The sequence below is a fragment of the Polaromonas sp. CG_9.11 genome, from assembly GCF_015752225.1.
GTDB lineage: Bacteria > Pseudomonadota > Gammaproteobacteria > Burkholderiales > Burkholderiaceae_C > Polaromonas.
The window spans coordinates 103,997-124,225 of record NZ_JADOVE010000006.1 but is presented as its reverse complement, the minus strand read 5'-3'; the positions used below and the strand labels follow the sequence as shown (position 1 = coordinate 124,225).

General features: G+C 61.8%; 19 protein-coding genes. 6 read left to right on the top strand and 13 right to left on the bottom strand.

What is annotated here, in order from left to right; genetic code table 11:
* Nucleotide 1 precedes the first annotated feature (1 nt).
* A complete protein-coding gene (locus tag IWX85_RS07080) occupies nt 2–847 on the bottom strand; it encodes a PA4780 family RIO1-like protein kinase (RefSeq protein WP_036812733.1) in 846 nt (281 codons plus the stop codon).
* Nucleotides 848–939: 92 nt separating this feature from the next.
* Here IWX85_RS07080 and IWX85_RS07075 point away from each other — a divergent pair, with 92 nt between their 5' ends.
* From IWX85_RS07075 to IWX85_RS07055, 5 genes are all read left to right on the top strand, one after another.
* Complete coding sequence (locus IWX85_RS07075) at nt 940–1,545, top strand: TetR/AcrR family transcriptional regulator (protein WP_196869266.1); 606 nt, start codon at nt 940–942, stop codon at nt 1,543–1,545.
* 94 nt (nt 1,546–1,639) lie between these two features.
* Complete coding sequence (locus IWX85_RS07070) at nt 1,640–2,797, top strand: iron-containing alcohol dehydrogenase (protein ID WP_196869265.1); 1,158 nt, start codon at nt 1,640–1,642, stop codon at nt 2,795–2,797.
* 113 nt (nt 2,798–2,910) lie between these two features.
* On the top strand, nt 2,911–4,020 hold the full coding sequence (locus IWX85_RS07065; protein ID WP_196869264.1) for an alkene reductase: 1,110 nt from the start codon (nt 2,911–2,913) through the stop codon (nt 4,018–4,020).
* A gap of 165 nt (nt 4,021–4,185) precedes the next feature.
* Complete coding sequence (locus IWX85_RS07060) at nt 4,186–4,869, top strand: type 1 glutamine amidotransferase domain-containing protein (protein ID WP_196869263.1); 684 nt, start codon at nt 4,186–4,188, stop codon at nt 4,867–4,869.
* A 99-nt stretch (nt 4,870–4,968) separates the two neighbouring features.
* On the top strand, nt 4,969–6,339 hold the full coding sequence (locus IWX85_RS07055) for an NAD-dependent succinate-semialdehyde dehydrogenase (RefSeq protein WP_196869262.1): 1,371 nt from the start codon (nt 4,969–4,971) through the stop codon (nt 6,337–6,339).
* Nucleotides 6,340–6,414: 75 nt separating this feature from the next.
* On the opposite strand, the gene IWX85_RS07050 is transcribed toward IWX85_RS07055, so the two are convergent.
* Genes IWX85_RS07050 through IWX85_RS07015 form a run of 8 tightly spaced genes read right to left on the bottom strand, consistent with a single transcriptional unit; the run spans nt 6,415 to nt 12,810 of the window.
* On the bottom strand, nt 6,415–7,332 hold the full coding sequence (locus tag IWX85_RS07050; protein WP_036812737.1) for an acyltransferase domain-containing protein: 918 nt from the start codon (nt 7,330–7,332) through the stop codon (nt 6,415–6,417).
* Nucleotides 7,329–8,219, bottom strand: coding sequence for a triphosphoribosyl-dephospho-CoA synthase MdcB (gene mdcB, locus IWX85_RS07045; protein ID WP_196869261.1), 891 nt, complete (start codon nt 8,217–8,219; stop codon nt 7,329–7,331). Before mdcB ends, IWX85_RS07050 begins: the two co-directional genes overlap by 4 nt.
* The gene (mdcG, locus tag IWX85_RS07040; protein ID WP_370584237.1) at nt 8,213–8,974 is read right to left on the bottom strand and encodes a malonate decarboxylase holo-[acyl-carrier-protein] synthase; all 762 of its coding nucleotides are present in this window, start codon (nt 8,972–8,974) and stop codon (nt 8,213–8,215) included. The genes mdcB and mdcG overlap by 7 nt, the downstream gene beginning before the upstream one ends.
* Nucleotides 8,907–9,605, bottom strand: a complete 699-nt coding sequence (locus tag IWX85_RS07035; protein ID WP_196869260.1) for a biotin-independent malonate decarboxylase subunit gamma — start codon at nt 9,603–9,605, stop codon at nt 8,907–8,909. The genes mdcG and IWX85_RS07035 overlap by 68 nt, the downstream gene beginning before the upstream one ends.
* Nucleotides 9,606–9,614: 9 nt before the next feature.
* The gene (locus IWX85_RS07030) at nt 9,615–10,505 is read right to left on the bottom strand and encodes a biotin-independent malonate decarboxylase subunit beta (protein WP_196869259.1); all 891 of its coding nucleotides are present in this window, start codon (nt 10,503–10,505) and stop codon (nt 9,615–9,617) included.
* Nucleotides 10,502–10,822: a malonate decarboxylase acyl carrier protein gene (mdcC, locus tag IWX85_RS07025; protein WP_196869258.1), complete on the bottom strand. Its 321-nt coding sequence runs from the start codon at nt 10,820–10,822 to the stop codon at nt 10,502–10,504. Before mdcC ends, IWX85_RS07030 begins: the two co-directional genes overlap by 4 nt.
* Before the next feature lie 9 nt (nt 10,823–10,831).
* Nucleotides 10,832–12,505 carry a malonate decarboxylase subunit alpha gene (mdcA, locus tag IWX85_RS07020; RefSeq protein ID WP_196869303.1) on the bottom strand — a complete coding sequence of 558 codons (1,674 nt, stop codon included), beginning with the start codon at nt 12,503–12,505 and terminating at the stop codon, nt 10,832–10,834.
* 5 nt (nt 12,506–12,510) lie between these two features.
* Nucleotides 12,511–12,810: a hypothetical protein gene (locus IWX85_RS07015; protein WP_196869257.1), complete on the bottom strand. Its 300-nt coding sequence runs from the start codon at nt 12,808–12,810 to the stop codon at nt 12,511–12,513.
* Between IWX85_RS07015 and IWX85_RS07010 the strand changes: the two genes are divergently transcribed.
* Entirely contained in the window at nt 12,809–13,483 is a 675-nt protein-coding gene (locus IWX85_RS07010) for a GntR family transcriptional regulator (RefSeq protein ID WP_196869256.1), read from the top strand. The genes IWX85_RS07015 and IWX85_RS07010 overlap by 2 nt on opposite strands.
* Nucleotides 13,484–13,993: 510 nt before the next feature.
* On the opposite strand, the gene IWX85_RS20905 is transcribed toward IWX85_RS07010, so the two are convergent.
* From IWX85_RS20905 to IWX85_RS06990, 4 genes are all read right to left on the bottom strand, one after another.
* Nucleotides 13,994–16,042, bottom strand: a complete 2,049-nt coding sequence (locus IWX85_RS20905) for an acyltransferase family protein (RefSeq protein ID WP_196869255.1) — start codon at nt 16,040–16,042, stop codon at nt 13,994–13,996.
* Nucleotides 16,043–16,118: 76 nt separating this feature from the next.
* Nucleotides 16,119–17,486 (bottom strand): undecaprenyl-phosphate glucose phosphotransferase, encoded by a 1,368-nt coding sequence (locus IWX85_RS07000; RefSeq protein ID WP_231379598.1) that lies wholly within the window; start codon nt 17,484–17,486, stop codon nt 16,119–16,121.
* A 156-nt stretch (nt 17,487–17,642) separates the two neighbouring features.
* On the bottom strand, nt 17,643–18,716 hold the full coding sequence (locus IWX85_RS06995) for an acyltransferase (protein WP_196869254.1): 1,074 nt from the start codon (nt 18,714–18,716) through the stop codon (nt 17,643–17,645).
* A gap of 253 nt (nt 18,717–18,969) precedes the next feature.
* On the bottom strand, nt 18,970–20,217 hold the full coding sequence (locus IWX85_RS06990; protein WP_196869253.1) for a glycosyltransferase WbuB: 1,248 nt from the start codon (nt 20,215–20,217) through the stop codon (nt 18,970–18,972).
* Between the last annotated feature and the right edge of the window lie 12 nt (nt 20,218–20,229).

The following is a 20,229-nucleotide window of genomic DNA, read 5'->3' as shown; positions in this document are numbered from 1 at the left end:
TTTACGACTGCGCCATGCGCACGCGGCGCGCGGCTTCCTCGGCGCTGGCGTCGTCGATCTCGCGCAGCACGCCACGCACATCGACCGGGCCAGTCTTGCGCTTGAAATGGCCGGTCAGCACCGAGTCGGGGTACAGCACGCCGCGCTGGTACAAATCCCACATCTCGTTGCCGTAGTCGATCTTCAGCAGGTCGGGCGCGAAACGGCCGAAGAAGTTGCGCAGGTTGGCCACGTCGCGCAGCAACATGCGGCTGGCGTGGTTGTTGCCGGCGGCATCCACCGCCTGCGGCAGGTCGATGATGACCGGGCCGTCTTCGGCCAGCAGGATGTTGAACTCGGACAGGTCGCCGTGGACGATGCCGGCGCACAGCATGCGGATGACTTCGGTGATCAAGCTGGCATGGTGACGGCGCGCCTGCTCGGGCGTGAAATCGACATCGTTCAGGCGCGGCGCGGCGTCGCCGTTGGCGTCGGTCACCAGCTCCATCAGCAGCACGCCGTCGCAAAAATTGTACGGCTGGGGCACGCGCACGCCGGCGTCGGCCAGTTTGTACAGGGCATCGACCTCGGCGCTCTGCCAGGCCGCTTCGCTGGCCTGCCGGCCGAATTTTGTGCCCTTGGCCATGGCGCGCGCCTGGCGGCTGTTCTTGACCTTGCGGTTTTCGGTGTAATCGACCGCCTGGCGAAAGCTGCGCTGGTCGGCTTCCTTGTAGATCTTGGCGCAACGCGTTTCATCGCCGCAGCGAACCACATAAACCATCGCTTCCTTGCCGCTCATGAGCTGGCGGACGACGGTGTCGATCAGGCCCTCTTCAACGAGGGATTGCAGTCTTGGAGGTGCTTTCATGCCTGCCATTGTGCCCCGCAACAATGCCAGCTCGACAGCCCTGAAAAACCACACTAGACGACCGGTCTAATTTAATCGGTAAACTCCAGCCCATGAGCAACGAACACACGGATGTCAAGCAGCACATTCTCGACACCGGACGCACCATCATCCTGGGCAAAGGGTTCTCGGCTGTCGGTTTGAACGAAATTCTCGCCACCGCCCAGGTGCCCAAAGGCTCGTTCTACCACTACTTTAAATCGAAGGAGTCGTTCGGCGAGGCGCTGGTGGACAGCTATATGAAGGATTACCTCACGCATGTCGACCTGCTGCTCCTGCCCGACGGAACGCCTGCCGCCGAGCGCCTGATGCGCTACTGGCAAAGCTGGGCCAGCACGGGCGACGGACAGACCGCCGAATGCAACTGCCTGGTCGTGAAGCTGAGCGGCGAGGTGTCCGACATGTCTGAAGCCATGCGCGTGGCCTTGCTGCGCGGCACCAACCTGATCATCGAGCGATTGGGCCTGTGCATTCGGGAAGGCCTGGCAGACGGCTCCCTCTCCAACGATTTCGATGCGAAGCAGACGGCGCTGACGCTGTACGAGTTGTGGCTGGGAGCGGCACTGCTGACCAAAATCCGGCGCGAGCGCAGCGCCATGGACGCCGCCATGACCGCTACCTTGGGCTTGCTGAAACTGCCACGGCTGACAGCCGCCTGAGCTTTTTTACCCATCCCGGCCCGCACGGTTTCCACCCTGCGAGCCATTTTTTTCCCACCCCTATTAGCCGACTGGTCTATTTGAGGAAATGCGCATGCAGAGTTTTACGTTTTACAACCCCACCCAAATCGTTTTCGGACCCGACAAGGTCGCCGAGCTGTCCAAGCTGGTGCCCGCCACCGCCAAAGTGCTGGTGCTGTACGGCGGCGCCAGTGCCCAGAAAACCGGTACGCTGGCTGAAGTCAGGGCGGCGCTGGGTGAACGCGTGGTGCAGGAGTTTGGCGGCATCGAGCCCAACCCGACCTACGAAACGCTGATGAAGGCGGTCGAGCAGGTGAAGCGCGAAAAGATCGACTTTTTGCTGGCTGTCGGCGGCGGCTCGGTGATTGACGGCACCAAGTTTGTCGCGGCCGCCGCCTGTTTTGACGGCGATGCATGGGACATCCTTTTGCAGCGTGGCAGCAACGTGACCCGCGCCCTGCCCTTCGGCACGGTGCTGACCTTGCCTGCCACCGGTTCGGAAATGAACAGCGGCTCGGTCGTGACCTGCAAGGCGACGCAGACCAAGCTGGCCTTCATGAGCCGCCACGTCTTTCCGGTGTTTTCGGTGCTGGACCCGACCAAGACCTTCACCCTGCCGCCCCGGCAGATCGCCAACGGCATCGCCGATGCGTTTGTGCACACGGTCGAGCAGTACCTGACCTACCCGGTGCAGGGCCTGGCGCAAGACCGCTTTGCCGAAGGCCTGCTGCAGACGCTGATTGAAATCGCCCCCAAGGCGCTGGCCGAGCCGGAAGACTACGACACCCGCGCCAACCTGATGTGGACTGCCACGCTGGCGCTCAACGGCCTGATTGGCGCCGGTGTGCCGCAGGACTGGGCCACCCACATGATCGGCCATGAACTGACGGCGCTGTATGGCATCGACCATGCGCGCACGCTGGCCATCGTGCTGCCTTCGCTGCTCAACGTGCAGCGCGACACCAAACGCGCCAAGCTGCTGCAATACGCCGAGCGCGTCTGGCACCTCACCAGCGGCACCGACGACGAGCGGATCGACTCGGCCATCGCCCGCACCCGTGCGTTTTTTGAAAGCCTGGGCATCCGCACCCGGCTGTCGGGCTACGAGCTGGGAAGCGAAGCGGTCGATGCGGTGGTCAGGCAACTGCAAAGCCACGGCATGACCAGCCTGGGCGAACACCAGGACATCAGCCTCCAAGTCAGCCGGACCATTCTGGAAGCTGCGCTGTGAATCATTGAAATCGCCCCGCCCTGCGGACTGTCGACGTCCGCAGCCCCGGGCCGTCCTGCCGGCACCACTGGCGCCAACGGCCTCATTTTTATCCCTCAACCCGGAAGACCCGAATGCTGAAAAAACTCCTCACCCCCCTGAAGATGGGCAACACCACCCTGCCCAACCGCGTCATCATGGCGCCGCTGACCCGCTCGCGGGCCGGCCAGCCAGGCGACATTCCGAATGCGCTCAATGTCGCGTACTACACCCAGCGGGCCAGCGCCGGCATGATCGTCACCGAAGCCACGCAGGTGTCACGGCAAGGCCAGGGTTATGCGCTAACGCCCGGCATCTACACCGACGCGCAGGAAGCCGGCTGGAAAAAGGTCGTGCAGGCGGTGCATGCCCAGTACGGCCATATCGCGCTGCAACTCTGGCATGTCGGCCGCATCTCGCATTCGCTGCTGCAGGAAAACGGCGCTGCTCCGGTCGCGCCGTCGGCGCTGATTGCCAAAAACAGCCAGTGCTTCGTGATCCAGCCCGACGGCACCGCAGCCAACGTGCCGACCGAAATGCCGCGCGCCCTGGACACCGAAGAACTGCCCGGCATCGTCGCGCAATACCGCCAGGCGGCGGTGCGCGGCAGACGGGCCGGCTTTGACTTTCTGGAGCTGCATGCGGCCAATGGCTATCTGCTGAACCAGTTTCTGGCCACCAACAGCAACCAGCGAACCGATGCCTATGGCGGCAGTCTGGAAAACCGCGCCCGCCTGACGCTGGAAGCGCTCGATGCCGTGATTGAAGAGATCGGCGCCAAGCAGGTCGGCGTTCGACTGTCGCCACACTTCATAGGAATGGACATGGCCGACAGCGAGGCCGAGGCCAGCGCCTTGTACCTGGCCAAAGCCTTCAGTGAGCGCGGTATTGCCTACCTGCACATCGCCGAGCCTGACTGGGCCGGCGGCCCTGAGTTGACCCCCGTTTTCCGCGCGCAAATTCGCGCGGCCTTCAACGGCGTGCTGATTTTTTGCGGCGGCTACACGGCAGAGGAAGCCGATGCGCTGATGGTCCAAGGCACGGCCGACGCCGTGGCATTCGGCCGGCCCTTCATTGCCAACGCTGACTTGGTCGAGCGCTTTCGCCTGGGCGCTGCGCTCAATACCCCCGACCGCTCGACGTTCTACGGCGGAGGCGCACACGGTTACACCGATTACCCGACACTGGACTTGCAGCCAGCGTAAGGCCCAGACAACCAATGGCGCTATTAAATGAATAGCTGATTACGCTCATGGTACTTGCGCAACAGCACTTTTTCATTGATAAAGAGCAGCCACGCAGCCATTTCAACGACGTCGACACCCGTTCTGGCCCCGGCTGAGGCGGGAACGGCACAAAAAGGACATGACATGAAAATTTTGATGGTTCTCACCTCGCACGACCAACTCGGCAACACCGGCAAGAAAACCGGTTTCTGGCTGGAGGAATTCGCCGCGCCTTACTACGCGTTCAAGGACGCGGGCGCCGACATCACGCTGGTGTCGCCGCAAGGCGGCCAGCCGCCGCTCGACCCGAAAAGCGACGAGGCCGACGCGCACACCGATGCCACGCGCCGCTTCAAGGCTGACCCGGCCGCACAACAGGCACTGGCCCATACCGGCAAACTGTCGGCGGTGTCCGGCGATGGCTTTGACGCGCTGTTCTACCCCGGCGGCCACGGTCCGCTGTGGGACCTGGCCGAAGATGCCGACTCCATCAAATTGATCGAAACCATGGCCGCCGCCGGCAAAACAGTGTCCGCCGTTTGCCATGCGCCCGCAGCACTGCGCCATGCCAAGGCCGCCGACGGCTCGCCGCTGGTCAAGGGCAAAAAAGTCACCGGCTTCACCAACACCGAAGAAGACGGCGTGCAGCTGACCGACATCGTGCCTTTCCTGATCGAAGACATGCTGGTGAAAAATGGCGGCCACTACAGCAAGGGCGCCGACTGGCAGCCGTATGTGGTCACCGACGGCAAGCTGATCACCGGCCAGAACCCGGCGTCGTCAGCGCCTGCGGCGCAAGCCGTGCTGCGCCAATTGAAGGGCGAATAGTCCGGCATCGCCCCACGGGCATGCAGCCTGATGGCCGATGGCCGGGCAAGCCGCCCACGGGTCCAATCGTCCCCCTGTCAACCGATACAAAAGGAATTCATGGCCTACCAAAGTACCAATCCCTACAACGGAAAAGTTCTCCAGACATTTGACGAAATCAGTGACGCACAGCTTGAGGAAAAACTCGACCAGGCGTCGCGTTGCTTTGAAAGCGACTGGCGCGGCAAAAGCTTTGCCGAGCGTTCCGCCGTGCTGGCACGCGCCGCCGCCATCCTGCGCGAGCGACCACAGGAATTTGCCGAGCTGATCACGCTGGAAATGGGCAAGCTGCTGCCGCAAAGCCTGGGCGAGGTTGCCTTGAGCGCGGCCATCCTTGACTACTACGCCGAGCATGCCGAGGGTTTCCTGGCCCCCGAAAAAATCGCCACCCCGCGCGGAGAAGCAATGGTCGAAAGCAGCCCCATTGGTGTGCTGTTCGGCGTCGAGCCGTGGAACTACCCCTACTACCAGATCGCCCGCTTTGCCGCGCCCAACCTGATGGCCGGCAACGTGGTCATGGTCAAGCATTCCTCCAGCGTGCCGCAGTGCGCGCTGGCCTGGGAGCGCCTGATGTTGGAGGCCGGCGCGCCGGCGGGTGCCTACACCAACCTGTTCATCTCCAAGGACCAGGTGGCGCAGGTGATTGACGATGTGCGCATCCGCGCCGTGGCGCTGACCGGCAGCGAAGCCGCAGGCGCCGTGGTGGCCGCGCGGGCCGGGCAAAACCTGAAAAAGACGACGATGGAACTTGGCGGCAGCGACGCCTTCATCGTGCTCGACGACGCCGACCTGGACAAGGCGGTCAAGCATGCCGTCAGCGGCCGGATGGGCAATTCGGGTCAGGCCTGCACCGCGTCCAAGCGCTTCATCGTGGTCGAAGCGATGGCCGACAGCTTCCTGGAAAAATTCCAGGCCGCGCTGGAAAACTTCAAGCCCGGCGACCCGATGGACAAGCAGACCACGCTGGCGCCGCTGTCCTCGCTTGACGCGCTGAAGAACCTGCTGGGCCAGGTGGACGAGGCGGTGGCCGGCGGCGCGCGCGTGCTGACGGGCGGCAAGCGCATTGAAGGCCAGGCGGGCAACTTCATGCAGCCCACCATCCTGACCGATATCGACAAGGGCAACCCGGCGTACATGCAGGAGTTTTTTGGCCCGGTGGCGATGTTCTTCCGCGTGGCCGACGAAGATGCGGCCGTGGCGCTGGCCAATGACTCGCCGTTCGGCCTGGGCGGCTCGGTGTTCACGCAGGACATCGAGCGCGGCAAGCGCGTCGCGCGGCGCATCGACACCGGCATGGTGTTCATCAACTCCGGCGCCACTTCTTCGCCTGAATTGCCTTTTGGCGGTGTGAAGAACTCAGGCTATGGCCGCGAGTTGTCGGGCGCGGGCATCCAGGAATTTGTCAACAAGAAGCTGATCCGGGTGAACTGAGGCCGCTTGCCACGCGGCAGTCACTCTTGAAAAGATAGCTGCCAGCGCACGTCCACCGTGCGCCAGCGGCTATTTTTACGTCAAATATCGCCTGACCCAGCTTGCCGCGCCTTGCGCACTTTGAAACGCATCGACTGCGCGAGCCGGAATACCCGGGTAGCGGGCTTGCCACATGCGCGACAGGCTGCTGCCGGGGCCGACTTCCAGCACGCAGCGCGGCTGTCGTTCGGCCAGGGTATCCATGCAGCGGTCCCATTGAACGGTGCTGGCCATCTGGCTGGCCAGCGCCGCCTTGAGCCCGGCGGCGTCTCGGCGACCTGTGCCGTCAACGTTGTTGGCAACGATGGATTGGCTGTTGTTCCAATCCATCGGCGCGATACGCGCCGCAATCTCGGCAGCGGCGGCGGTCATCCACGGCGTGTGCGATGCGATGCGAACGCGCAAGCGTGTGACCTCGGCGCCGTGGGCAGCCAGCGCAGGCAGGGCGGCGTCCAGCGACGCGCTCAGCCCTCCCAGCACGCACCGATCCGGGCCGATACGAATGGCCATCGCCAGCCCGAAGCACTCGCACATCGAGTCAATCACGCCGGCATTCAAGCCGCTGACCGCCATCAACCCGGCCGGGCGGCCCGCCGCGCAGCGGTCCATTGCGCCGGCCCGGCAGGCGGCCAGATCCAGTGCCTTGCCAGCATCCATCACGCCTGCCGCGCTATAGGCCGCTAGTTCACCGACGCTGTAGCCAGCCAGTACGGCCGGCCGCGGCAGCAGGGGGCAAAGGATGGACCACGCAGCCAGACTCACGCCGGTGACCAGGCATTGCGCCACCGAATTGCGGCTGAGCCAGTCTTCGTCGCCCAGTCGAGCGCGCCAGTCGTGGCCCACATGGTCCGCCATGCGGGCGAGCACGGGCGCCGCCAGCGGATGGCGGTCAAGCCAGGGCAGCATGTCGGGATGCTGAATGCCTTGGCCGGGAAACAGCAGGGCCAGGGTCATGCCGGCAGGCACACGCGCTCGACCAGCCCGGCCGCTGCCAGCACATCGGCAGCGCCGCCCGGCGACAGGCGCCGGGCCACGAAGGCGCGATGAATGGCCAGTGCATGCACCCGTGCATCAGGCCGCGCCGCACCGCCCGCCTGCACAAACGCACGGGCCTGCTGCTGCGCAAAGCGCAGCCCGGGCAGGCCGCCACGGTGCACCAGGTTGGTATCGTCAAGCCGCGCCATGATGTGAAAAAAGGTGTGCAAACGGCTGTGCCCGTCATCCAGCCCCAGGCAGCGCGCCTGCGTCAGCGCAGGAACGGCACACTCAAACAAGGTCGGAAAACCCAGCGCAGCCTCTTCACCCGCACTGCGCAGCCGGTGCGCTTGGGCTGCGCGGTGTCCGTTGGATGCCGTGCTGCGATGGCAGCGCAATTGCAAGGCGTCGCCCCATGTCAGCATGAGCATGCGCTGAAGCTGTGCGGCTGACGGCCGTTCGCCCTTTGACCCCAAAGCACCTGCGGCGGCGCACAACAAGCCGAGCGTAAACACCGCACCGCGGTGGGTATTGATGCCCCCCGTGGCTTTGAGCATGCGGCTTTCGGCGGCAATGCCCAGCGCTTCGAGCTGTTCAAACGGTGCCCGCACGCTGCCGTGTCGGGCGATCTGCGGAAAATAGTGGCGCAGCGAGAACAGGCTGCGCATGAAGGTGTGGGCATCCATATCGCTGTGGCTGCCGGTATCGGCAAACGACACCAGGCCGGGCTTGGGTTCGAGCGCGAGTTCGTCATACAAGGCCGCGATGGCGGCGCGGCCCAGGCGCTGGGCGTAAAGGCCGGATGCTGGCGTGACCTGCGCCGACAGGGGCACAAGGGGCGACAGGCGGGGTTGACGGTTCAGCATGACGGACACTTTTTCAACGCCAGCCAGCCATCGCCGCGTTCCAGCGCGGGGCCGCCCAGGCGTTTGACGAGGATGCCATCGACCTTGCGCGCGCGCCATTGAAGCCACTCCCGCCAGGCCACGGCAGCGCCGTCGGGAAGCACCAGTTCACCGTCCAGGCGCGGCCCGCCGAAAACGGCACCATCAAGCGCCGCCGCGATGGCATCGGCCATCGCCGGGGTGCTGACCGCAAGGCGCAGGTCGATGTCCGATGCCGGGTGCAGATAGTCCAGCCCGGTGAGTTGCTGCCAGCCGTGACTGCCGTAGACGCGGGCGGCACTGCCCAGAGACGCCAGCTTTTCGCACAAGCCAAGCCAGCCAGGACGGACCGCCGGCAGCAACAGCCCGGCCACGTCGATGGCGGCAGGAAATTCGCGGCAATCGTGGTGATGGCGCAGATGCCCGCGCGGCACCTGCAGTGCAAACTTGCGTCGCTGCCACTGGGTGGGTGCGGCAAGCCCCAGCGCCATGACGCCGCCCTGCAGGCCGGCGCGCTGCTGGGTGACGACGAGCGGCAAGCGCCTGGCAGCCCAGTGCGCCAGACACGCGCGGGCCGTGTCATCCCAGGGCCTGGCCTGAATGGCGTCCCAACCGGCCTGGCTCAGGCCAACCAGCTGATGGCGCTGCAACACCAGCATCGCCAGCGCCTCAGGCCGCCAGAACCTGCTGCGCCACGGCGTAGGCAAGCGCCCTGCCGCCGCGTGACCGGCCGTCACGGGAGCGCTGGTCGGTTGTCGGCGCGTCCCGCAGCGCGCTGCGCAGGCCGGCTTGCAGATCGTGTTTCCACACCGCCTGCACGCCGCCCATCGCCACATAGTTCTGAACCCCCGGAGCGAATACCGGGTTGGTTTGCGAAAGTTCAGCCAGGCGCTCTTCGGCAATCTTGGTCACGCGCGCCATCGCAGGAATGCGCATGACACGGATTTCAGCCTCTGGCAGCGCATAACAGGCGTCGGCGATCAGGCCCGAGGTGATGAAGCCGCCCGAGAGGGCCTGGTCATACACCAGGCCAATCACCCGGTGCCCGCGCCGCCTGGCCAGATCGATGCAGCACCCCAGGTGCGCCATGGCCCGGTTGATGCCCAGCAGCTCGTCGCGCCGGCGCAGCAACTGGCCTTGCGTGTCGATCAGCAGCAAGATGGCCCGGCCCGGGTGTTGCGCCAGCGTATCGAGCACCCGGCGCGCCTGCTTCAGCGCCATTTCCACGCCAATGGGCGCATGGTTGGTCGTTCCGATCACCGTCAGCGCAGCGCCCTCGAATTGAACCGTCCCCGACAGGAAATCGTCCTGCACGCTGATTCCATGGTCAAGCCCGAAAAGCTTCTCGGCCAGTAGCGTCCATTGCATGGGGGCTCCTTAATTTGCCAGTGATGCGGCCAATGCGCCGCGCAAGCCGCGTATCGCCGGCGCGTCCAGGTCGGGCACCTGAAGCGCATCGACCACCCCCAGCTGCGACCACAACGCCGCCGCGTCAGCGCCTTCGGGCGCTTCGTGGAAACGCCGGACCAGCAGCCGGTGCTCACGCTCCAGGCTGTCGAGCGTGATGGCGCGGGACTGCGCCAGCGCGTCGATGGCGGCGGCGCGAAACGCCTGCACGTCGTCATCAACCAGCACATCGCAGTCGCCCGTCAGGTAGCGGTGCTTGCCGCCGGTTGTACGCCAGACCAAGGCGCGGTCGCGCGCGTCGAATTCCTCGACCCCGCTGGACGCCTCGATCACTTCGGGTCCGGACATTGCCAGCCGCGCGGCATCGCTCATCACGATGTGGTCAGCGCACCGGGCCACGATGCCCATGCCGCCGAAGCATCCGTTGGCGCCCCCGATCAGCACGATGACGGGGATGCCGGCGTGACGAACATCGAGCAAGGCGCGCATCACCTCAGACACAGCAATCAGACCGGCATTGGCCTCGTGCAGCCGCACGCCGCCCGATTCCGCAAGCAGCAGCACGGCAGCAGGCTGGTCGCGCAGGGCGCGCTGCAGCAGACCCACGAGTTTGGCGCCGTGCACCTCGCCGACACCGCCGCCCATGAACTCGCCCTCCTGGGCGGCCATGAACACGCGCTGCCCCTGCAGCAACCCCTGGCCAATCACCACACCGTCGTCGAAGGCCGAAGGCACGCCCAACTGCGCCAGGTGCGGGCTCATGACCCGTGCAGAAGGGGGCAGCCACTCCTGAAAGCTGCCTGCATCGAGCATCAGGCCGACGCGCTGGCGGGCGGAACACTCGGCGAAGCTGGTGCTCATGGCGCCCATCCTTTCAGGCCGGCCGCCGCCTGGTCGAGCCGAAGGCTGACGACGGCCGGGGTGGCCCCCATGTCGTTGATGGACACATTGAGGCCTGCAAACCCATGGCGTTCGTGAAAGTCCCGCAGCACCGCCTCCCAGATCACACCGAAGCCGCGTGCGGATGTTTCCACGTGAAAAGTGCTGCGGTCCGAGGCGGCGGCTTCCAGCAGCACCTCAAGGTTGCCCGACCCGACGACGCCCACGAGGACCGGCGCGAAAGGCGCCACGGACTGTGTGCCCGGGTATTCATAGCTTAGCGATTCCATTGCAGTCATTGCGACACCTCACCAGTTACGGAATTTCTTGGGGGGCTGGTACAGACCGCCACTGGCCCGCACGAGGTCCCGCATGGAGCGCGCGGCCAGCTGGTTGCGCGTGGCATCGCGAACGTCGATGCCCAGGTCCGCCGGCCGGCGGATGATGCCGCGTGCGCGCAGGTTTTCCACCATGCGCCGGTCTCTTTGCAGGCCGACCGGGGTGTAGCCCGCCACGCCGCGTATGGCCTGCTCTCGCTCCTCGTCATTGCGGCACAGCAACAGGTTGGCAATGCCTTCTTCCGTCAGGATGTGGGTCACATCGTCACCGTAAATCATGATCGGCGGCAAATCCATGTTCGATTGCGCTGCGAGTTGCCAAGCGTCCAGCGTTTCAACAAACGCGGGCTGCATGTGCTCGCGAAAGGTTTCCACCATCTGCACCACGAGCTTTTGCCCGCGCGGGGTGCCGCGCGCGCCGCTCAGGCCGTCGCGGGCCTCACGGCCGGCCTTGAGCCAGGCCGGGCTGGTGTGGCGCCGTCCGCGCGCGTCGGCGCCCATGTTGGGCGCGCCACCAAAACCGGCGATTCGGCCAAGGGTGGCCGTCGAACTGTTGCCCGCCAGGTCAATCTGCAGCGTCGAGCCGATGAACAGGTCGCACGCATAGTGGCCGGCCGCCTGGCACAGCGCCCGGTTGCTGCGCAGCGAGCCGTCGGCACCGGTGAAGAAAACGTCGGAGCGCGCCCGGATGTAGTCCTCCATGCCAAGCTCGGAGCCAAAAGAGTGGATGGACTGCACCCAGCCCGCTTCAATGGCCGGTATCAGGGCCGGGTGCGGATTGAGCGCCCAGTGCTGGCAGATCTTGCCCTTCAGCCCGAGCGATTCGCCATAGGTCGGCAGCAGCAGCTCGATCGCTGCGGTGTCAAAGCCTATGCCGTGGTTGAGGCGCTGCACACCGTATTCCGCATAGATGCCCTTGATGGCCATCATGGCCATCAGCACCTGAATTTCCGAGATCTGCGCCGGGTCGCGGGTGAACAGGGGTTCGATCACGTTGGACGTGGGGGCCTGGATGACATAGTCCACCCAGCCGGCGGGTACATCCACGCGCGGCAGAAAATCGACGATTTCATTGACCTGCGCAACCACAATACCGCCGCTGAAGGCCGTGGCCTCGACGATCGCTGGCGTGTCTTCGGTGTTGGGCCCGGTGTACAGGTTGCCCTGGGCATCGGCCGAATGGGCGGCGATCAGCGACACCTTGGGTGTCAGGTCAACGAAATAGCGTGCAAACAGCTCCAGATAGGTGTGGATGGCGCCGATCTGCAGGCGGTTTTTGGACACCAGCTGCGCCAGGCGCGCGCCCTGCGGGCCGGAGAAGGAAAAGTCGAGCCGGGAAGCGACACCATTCTCAAAAATGTCCAGGTGCTCGGGCAGTGACAGCACCGACTGGACCATGTGCAGGTCGTGGACCCGCTGCACGTCCACCTGCACCAGTGCGCGCGCCAAGAAATCAGCCTGCTTCTGGTTGTTGCCCTCCAGGCAGACGCGGTCAAACGGTTCGAGCACTGTGTTCAGCAGGGTGACGGTTTGGTCGCTGGGCAGGTATTTGCCGCGCAACGCCGACCCCAGGACGCGGGCCACCCGCGCCAGCCGGTCGTTGCGGTTGGTGGCCCGGAGATTCCAGACGCGTGGCTCGGCCATGGCCGTCATGACTTGGCCGCCACCCCACCCATCACGGCCTCAGGCAGCGCGGTGGCGATGCCAGGAAAGATGCAAATCAGCATCACGGCCTGGCTTTGCCTGCTTGAACCAAGGGTGCGTCTCGTGAGTGTCATATTTATATCCGTTGACGCAGCGCTTGGGTTCGTCGTGATGAAGAATGGAAGTTTTTGTTTTTTATTACTCAGAAATTGTATTATTTGAATGCCATTTTGCATTAGGTAAATACCCTGACATGCAGAAACAGAACAAATCCTGTATGCAGTCGGGCTTAAAATTAATGCCATGAACCGCTTATCTGAAACCCTCCGGGAAGCCATCGAAGAGGAAGTCGCCGTCGGAAAACTCACGCCCGGCACCCATCTGGACGAAATCGAACTCGCCAAACGGTTTGGAGTGTCGCGCACCCCTGTGCGCGAGGCGCTCAGCATTCTGGCGGGTGAAGGGCTGGTTGAACTCAGGCCGCGGCGGGGTGCTGTGGTCGCTCAGATCGCCCCCCAGCGCCTGATTGAAATGTTCGAGGTGATGGCGGAACTGGAAGCCATGTGCGTGCGTCTTGCCGTGCGCCGCATCACCCCGCTTGAATTGCAGCAACTTGAACAAGCCCATGAAAACTGCAGGGCTGCAGCGGCCAGTTGCGACTCGGATGCCTATTTCTATGCCAACGAGCACTTCCATCGTGCAATTTATGCCGCGGGCCACAACACCTTTTTGAGCGATCAGGCGCATGCATTGCAACGCAAACTCCGCCCTTACCGACGGTTGCAACTCCGGGTACGCAACCGCTTGCGGCACTCGTTTGAGGAACACCAGGAAATTTTGGATGCCTTGCGAAATGAGGAGACTGAATTGGCGGTCCAGTCGATTCGCAGCCATGTGATAGTGCAGGGCGAGCGTTTTGCCGACTTGCTGGCCGGCCTGACCGCTCTCGATGCCAAGACGCCCACGCTGGCCCCTTGACCCTGTGAATGGCAGCGAGAGTCCGGCGCAGGCCTCCATGAAGTCGTCAACCAGAAGCTGAACCGGGTCCGTTGGCGATGACTTCTCTGCTATTAAATAAATAGCAATTAGCGCATGCAGAGAGTGCGCAGAAGCCATATTTCGCTGAAATCAGCGTGACTACGCAGGTCGTTCACAGGCCGCAAGACGGTGATTCACCGTTTGACACCTTCCCCCGCTGGGGAATGCTGGCATGGTGGGGGCCAGCGCAGGCCATTCATTCTCGGCCGCTGACGTCGCCCTGGACCGCAGCGCGGGCTCCATGAATTTGAAGCCTTCGTCAATGCTGCCAAAGCCCCCATCCCAACCCCAAAGACCACAAGGAGCAATTCAAACCCGGGACCGGGTGCGACCTGATCACCCGGGCAGTTGCGAAGTCATGGCTGCTGCGCCGTGGACCGATGCGGAACCAGAGCCGATGGCACGCCGGGTAGCGCGTTTGCGGCACGACAAAGGTTTCAAGGTTTTAATTCACCGGAAAAAGCCGGGCTGGTTTTTCATGCGGGAATGGTGCGGGTCGGGCATGCCACCGCCAGGGGATTGAAAAACCTCGGCAAACATCGGCACAAGCAACTTGTTGCCGTATTCGCTCAAATGGTCATCGTCGTGGTAGAGCGGCCGGCCGTCCCTGGCGCCCTGGCAGCGGCCCTGCGGACACAGGTAAGGCAAGGGGTCGAGGATTCTCACGCCGCAGCGGTCGCGTGCGGCATCTTGCGCAGCCCAGGCAAACGCATGGCGCTGGTGATACGCCGCCAGGGAAATGGAAATGTCCTTGTCCTGTCCGAACAGCAAGGCCCGGGACATGGACTTTGGCACGTCAACAGGCATTTCCGGGATGGGCCGGACAAGGTAGACGGTTCGGTCTTTTGCCATCAGGCAGGCCATGTCGGTGACCTTGGCTGTAAATTCGCGCAAAAATTCCGGCGTGGCCAACGCATGCAACTGCGAGAAAAAAACCAGCGGCACGGCGACTTTTGAGGGATCGGGTTCGCCAAAGGCATAAAAGCTCAACCGGTGCACGACAACGACCGGGACATTCCCGGGAACTGCATCGAGTTGTCGCATTGTCCAGTCCATGAATTCCCCGCACGCATACCCTTCGGTCGCTTGCGCTTCCTTGAATGCCGGTGATGCCGACACGCCCGGCAAGGCCGGACAGCCGCCGTAAGTCCATTGCATGATGCCATCGGTCGCAGACGCAACCGCGGCCGCCAACGCGGTCGTGACCGCATCTGCATGGCTGTCGCCGATCACGATGGCGCTCAGATGCTGCCCGCCATGCAGGCAGGAAGGCGATGAGTTGCCGCCCTTGTCAGAGTGGCACTCGTCCCGGCGCGGATTGATGTTTTTTGATTCCGCCGACATCACGTCAATGGCGGCAGAAAACCGCCCGGCAACGCCATCATTCGCCCGAATCCCCAGCACTGGCGTCATCACGACCAGCGCCATCCCGAGCAAGACCGCCCCGCCCCATCCCTGGCGCAGACGGCCCAATTGCATCTGGGCGGGCCGCTCGACCAGGCGATAGGACAGGTCGCCAAGCACCAGCGTCAGGGCCAGACCGGCGGCAACGGCCGGGGCCTCTGTCTGCCATTCGAGGTAGCCCAGCGCCACCATGACCGGCCAGTGCCAAAGGTAAAGCGAATAGGAGCGCGTGCCCAGCCACTGAGCGGCAGCGTGTCCGGTCCAGGGCGAAGCAGAACGCGCGGCCAGCAGTACAGCCACCGTGCCCAGCACTGGCACCAAGGCATGCCAACCCGGCCAGGGCGAGGCTGTATCAAAGCCAGCCATGGCGCCGATCACCAGCGCCAGCCCGGCCGCTTCGAGTGCGTTGCGCTGGCGTGCCGTAAGAATGCCGCGATTCGCCAGCAGGCAGGCCATCCCACCGGCCAGCATTTCCCAGGCGCGCGTGGGCAACAGATAAAAAGCCGCCGTAGGGCGCAGCGGTGTTGTCACCACCGACAAGGCAAGTGAAATGAGCAGCACCACCGCCATCGCCATGCCAAGCGGACGGCGACCCGGGCGCCACTTCCACACGGCCATCAGCAGCAGCGGCAGCAACAGGTAAAACTGCCACTCCACCGCCAGCGACCAGGTGTGCAGCAGCCATTTTTCATGCGATGCCGCGTCAAAATAACCCGCTTCGCGCCAGAACCTGATGTTGGAAAGAAAAACCAGGCTGAACACCGCATGAACGCCCAGCGCCGCATAGTCGACCGGCAGCAACACCCACCAGCCCAGTGCCAGCAGGACCACGCACAGCGCCATCAGGGCCGGCATGATGCGCCGCGCCCTGGCCAGATAAAAGGCGAGCAGCGAGAAATGTCCGCGTTCCAGGCTGGCGACCACAATGCCGGTCATCAGAAAACCTGAAATCACGAAAAAAACATCGACCCCGACAAAGCCGCCGCTGAAACCAGGAATGCGGAAGTGGTAAAAAATGACCGCTGCAACAGCCCAGGCGCGCAAGCCATTGATGTCGGTTCTGAAACTGGAGGAGGTGCTGGGGTTTTGGTTCACGCAGATGCCCTGTTTTGGGGGTCACGCACAAGGCAACTGGCGCGCTTCATTCAGCGCAGTACGAAGGCCGTTTTTGTCAATATGCCGTGCTGTCTTTAAAAACCAGGCGGATGGTTTTGACAATAATCACCATGTCCAGCAGCAACGACCATTTACGCAAATAGTCCAGGTCAAAATCGACGCGGGCCTGCATTTTTTCCAGCTTGTCGGTTTCACCGCGCAAACCGTTGACCTGTGCCCAGCCGGTAATGCCGGGCCGCACCTTGTGCCTGACCATGTAACCCTTGATCAAGGTGCGGTACATCTCGTTGTGGGCGACTGCATGCGGTCGCGGCCCCACGATGCTCATGCGGCCCTGCAACACATTGATGAATTGCGGCAGTTCATCAAGCGACGTCCTGCGCAAAAACGCACCCAACCGGGTGATTCGTGAATCATTCTTCGTCGCCTGCCGAATCGTCCTGCCATCTTCGGTGACCGCCATGGAGCGAAACTTGTAAATCACGATCTGTTCGCCATCCAGGCCATATCGCCGCTGCGTGAATATGACGGGACCTGGCGAACCGGCCTTCACCAGCACGGCGATTGCCAAAAGCAACGGGCAAATGGCCAGCAATATGGCGATTGAAAGAACGATGTCGCTCGCGCGCTTCAGGAAACCCCTGAAGCCACGAAACGGAGTGTCGCAGACAGAGATGACATCGACGCCGCATACCGACTGGCTACGACCCTGAATCAGGTCGGTGATGAACATATCGGGAACGAAATAAATGGAGCAGGTCGTATCCTTGAGGTCATCAAGAATTTCCAGGATTCTTGGCTGTGCGGTCATGGGCAATGACAGGTAAACAGACTGAACGCGATGCTTTTTCACAAAGTCGGCCAGGCTCCCGATTTTTCCCAGCATCCGGTGTCGGTTTTCCTTGCCGATGCGGTCCATGTTTCGATCTTCAAAAAATCCCAGGAATTGCATGTCAGCATAGGGCGCAAACTCGACTTTTCTTGCAAGTTCGATTCCCTGTTTGTTCATGCCGACAATGACCATCCTGCGAGATGCGGGCTGCATTTTTAATCGTCCGGGAAATATGCCGCGAAGAACAAGGTGCGCGCCGATCTGGGAGCCCGGCGCAACCCATAGCCAAGTAACCATAACCTCTCTTGAAAAATACCGGCTGTAATATTCAGAAAAATCGCTCAGCCTGAAAATTATGGCGATGCAGCACCAGAAAATCGCGATGTTTATTGAGTTTTCCATCACCGATGGCTTGAATTTCATCGCACTCCAGGCAGACAGCATGAAGACCGCGATCGAAAGCGCCAGGTAGGCCGGGCGGAGCATATGTTCAAAATGAAATGCAAGCGCGCAGAGCGACAGCACCAGAACCAGTCCGGTATATATTCCTTCAGCCATTCCAGCAAGGTGATTTCCGGCTGGAGTGGCCATTGCGGATTGTTGATCTGTTTTAAAAGAAATGGGCTTTGTCGACATAATGATGCCTTCGATTGCTTATACAAACACGGAAAAGCGGACCTTCAGCGTTTTGTTTGATTTCATGTCACTCGGGTGCGAGATGCTGCAATTGATTCTCCAGGCTGTGCTTCAAGTCACCCGGACAGGTGCCCTGAGCACACCGGAAAATCCCTTCAGAATTTTTGGATAGATTATTATCTCGACGATGTATGAAAATGCCAGCATCAGCATGACGTAAGCCATGAACTCAAGTGCCTGATTTGTCATGAATGAAAAATAATGCGCGCTCACCACAAAATAATAATGACTTATATAAACAACATAAGATATTGGTGCAAAAATCAGAAAAGGCCTTACCATGCGGTCAAAAAATATCCAGCCTTTTGATTTCCAGAAAACCCCGACAGCCACGATCACCAGTGCAGAAAAATGATCTCTCATTTCCAGAACGGGATGAACACCCATGCCGCGCAGCGTCCCGGAGAGTGACGCGCGGTACACGCCGAACCCGCATATCAGGAAAACCACAACAATTCCCGCCAGTGGCATGGCCAGCGACTGCAAGGTTATTTCATCGTTTTTCATATATTTGTTTGACAATATGACGCCAAGCCACCATATGCCCATATACATGAGAAGCCTGGGCAGAAACACGGGGAAATAGACATACGTCAGTGCTGAAACGATTGCCAGGCCAAATACAAACATGTCTTTCCTGTTGCTGGACGAAATATGTTTCTGGACCTGAAAATAAAGCATGTAGAACCACCACTCATATGACAACGACCATAGTGGCGAGTTGTGCATGTAAGGGTCAACGACGACGTTAGGTTTCAGGCTGCTGATGTCCTGCAGCATCAAGAGGTTCAGCAGCAATTCTCTTGGATGTGCATTGACGACTTCACCGGCTTCATAGCATTCCATGAAATAGCCCAGCACCATGACAATCAGCAACGGTATGTAAATGCGCGTGGCGCGTTTGAAAAAATACGTCTGGAACGTTTTGTCCTTGGTTTTGGCAAATGAAAAATTGATGACAAATCCGGACAGCAGAAAGAACAGAATCACAGCTTCCTCGCCAAACCTGAACATCAAGGCGATGTTCAGGCCAAAAAGCGTGGTGCTGCTGGAAACTGAATGATGGATGACAACATAAAGCGCTGCCATGCCTCTTAATGCATCAAGTTTTTCAAGTTTAGCCATCAAATGCAGTCAGTGGGCTGGTTAGGTGTTGTTGATGTCAATTGCCAGAATACGGCGTTGTGGCCCAAGCGTTCTGCTGTACTCTGGCGCAGCCGGATACATGGATACCCGCTTTTTACTTATGAAAACGAGCAACTGTCTCGGACACGGCAATGGCGGTTACCCGTGGGACTTGAAACAAGCAGGCATGGCCGCCCGGGTTTGCGCAACAAGGACACCATGGTTGGCATGGCACTTAGTGCAGTGGCATGCGCTACAGCTGCTCGACAGCGCCCTCAGGTATGTCTGTCAGGCTTTTCTCAAACCGCTGCAACACGGATTCACGGTCAATCTGATGCACTGCGTGGTTCCTTCCTGTCTGGCCGAGCAACTCACGCCACGGTCCATTGGCTGCCAGTGCAAGGACTGCACCGGTCATGGCAGCCGGGTCTTCAGGCGGCACCACAATGCCGCACATCTGAACCACGTTGGCAAGCTCGGTGCCGGCAAGTGCGGTGGCCACCACGGGTCTTGCACTGGCAAGCATTCCGGTCAGTTTGCTGGGCATGACCAGGTCAGCCGCCCCCGCTCGCTGGGGCATGAGATGAATGTCGGCCATCGCCAACAGATCGGGCAGCCGCACAGCAGGCTGCAAGTCCAGAAAACGCACATTGGGAATGCCTTCGCACTGGGCTAGCAAGTCAGCCCTGCCCACGCCATTGCCGCAAAAGACAAACCACAGCCGGTCGCTGCCATGGCGCTGTTCTGCGCACGATTGGGCCACCTGGGCCAGGATTTCCAGGCCCTGCTTGCGCCCCATGTTGCCCGAATACAGCGCCACCACGGCACCCGGCGGGATGCCCAGTTCATCGCGGTAAGTCTGTCCGTTGGCAGAAATGAACGAGCCCACATCCACCCAATTGGGGAACATGACCAGTCGTTGGGCATCGACGCCTTTTGACCGCGCACGCTCCAGCATCCGCTGCGACACCGTGGAAACCACGTCAAAGCGGCGCATCAGCCAATGCTCGGCGGCAAGCACCACGCGCTTGAGCCTTTTGCCCTTGAGCAGGCCCAGGTCGAATGCGGCATCGACTTCGTAGTCAGAGATGTGCAGCCAGGCGCGTGCACCTGACAGCCGGGCCACCACCCAGGCGGTAGGCGCGCAAAAGAGCGGCGGCTCGACCACCCACACGGCATCGGGCAGCCACAGCAGTTGCCGCAGCATCACCGGCAGGCTGCTGAGTGCAAAGCTGGCCAGGTGCAGCACCCGCTTGATTCCCCCGGGCTTCGCCGGAACCCACAAAGGGCATCGCCAGACTTGCGCGCCTTGCCACTCCTCGCGGTTCCAGGACGCGCGCGAATAGCCAGCGCCGACCTGCCAGTCCGGGTAATACGGCGGCGCGGTCACCACCCGTACCTCATGCCCGCGTGCGGCCAGCCATGCGGCCATCTCGCCCGTGTACTTGCCAATACCTGTCAGTTCAGGCGCGAAATTGATGCAATAAATAAGGATTTTCACAGGCGTTGGCGA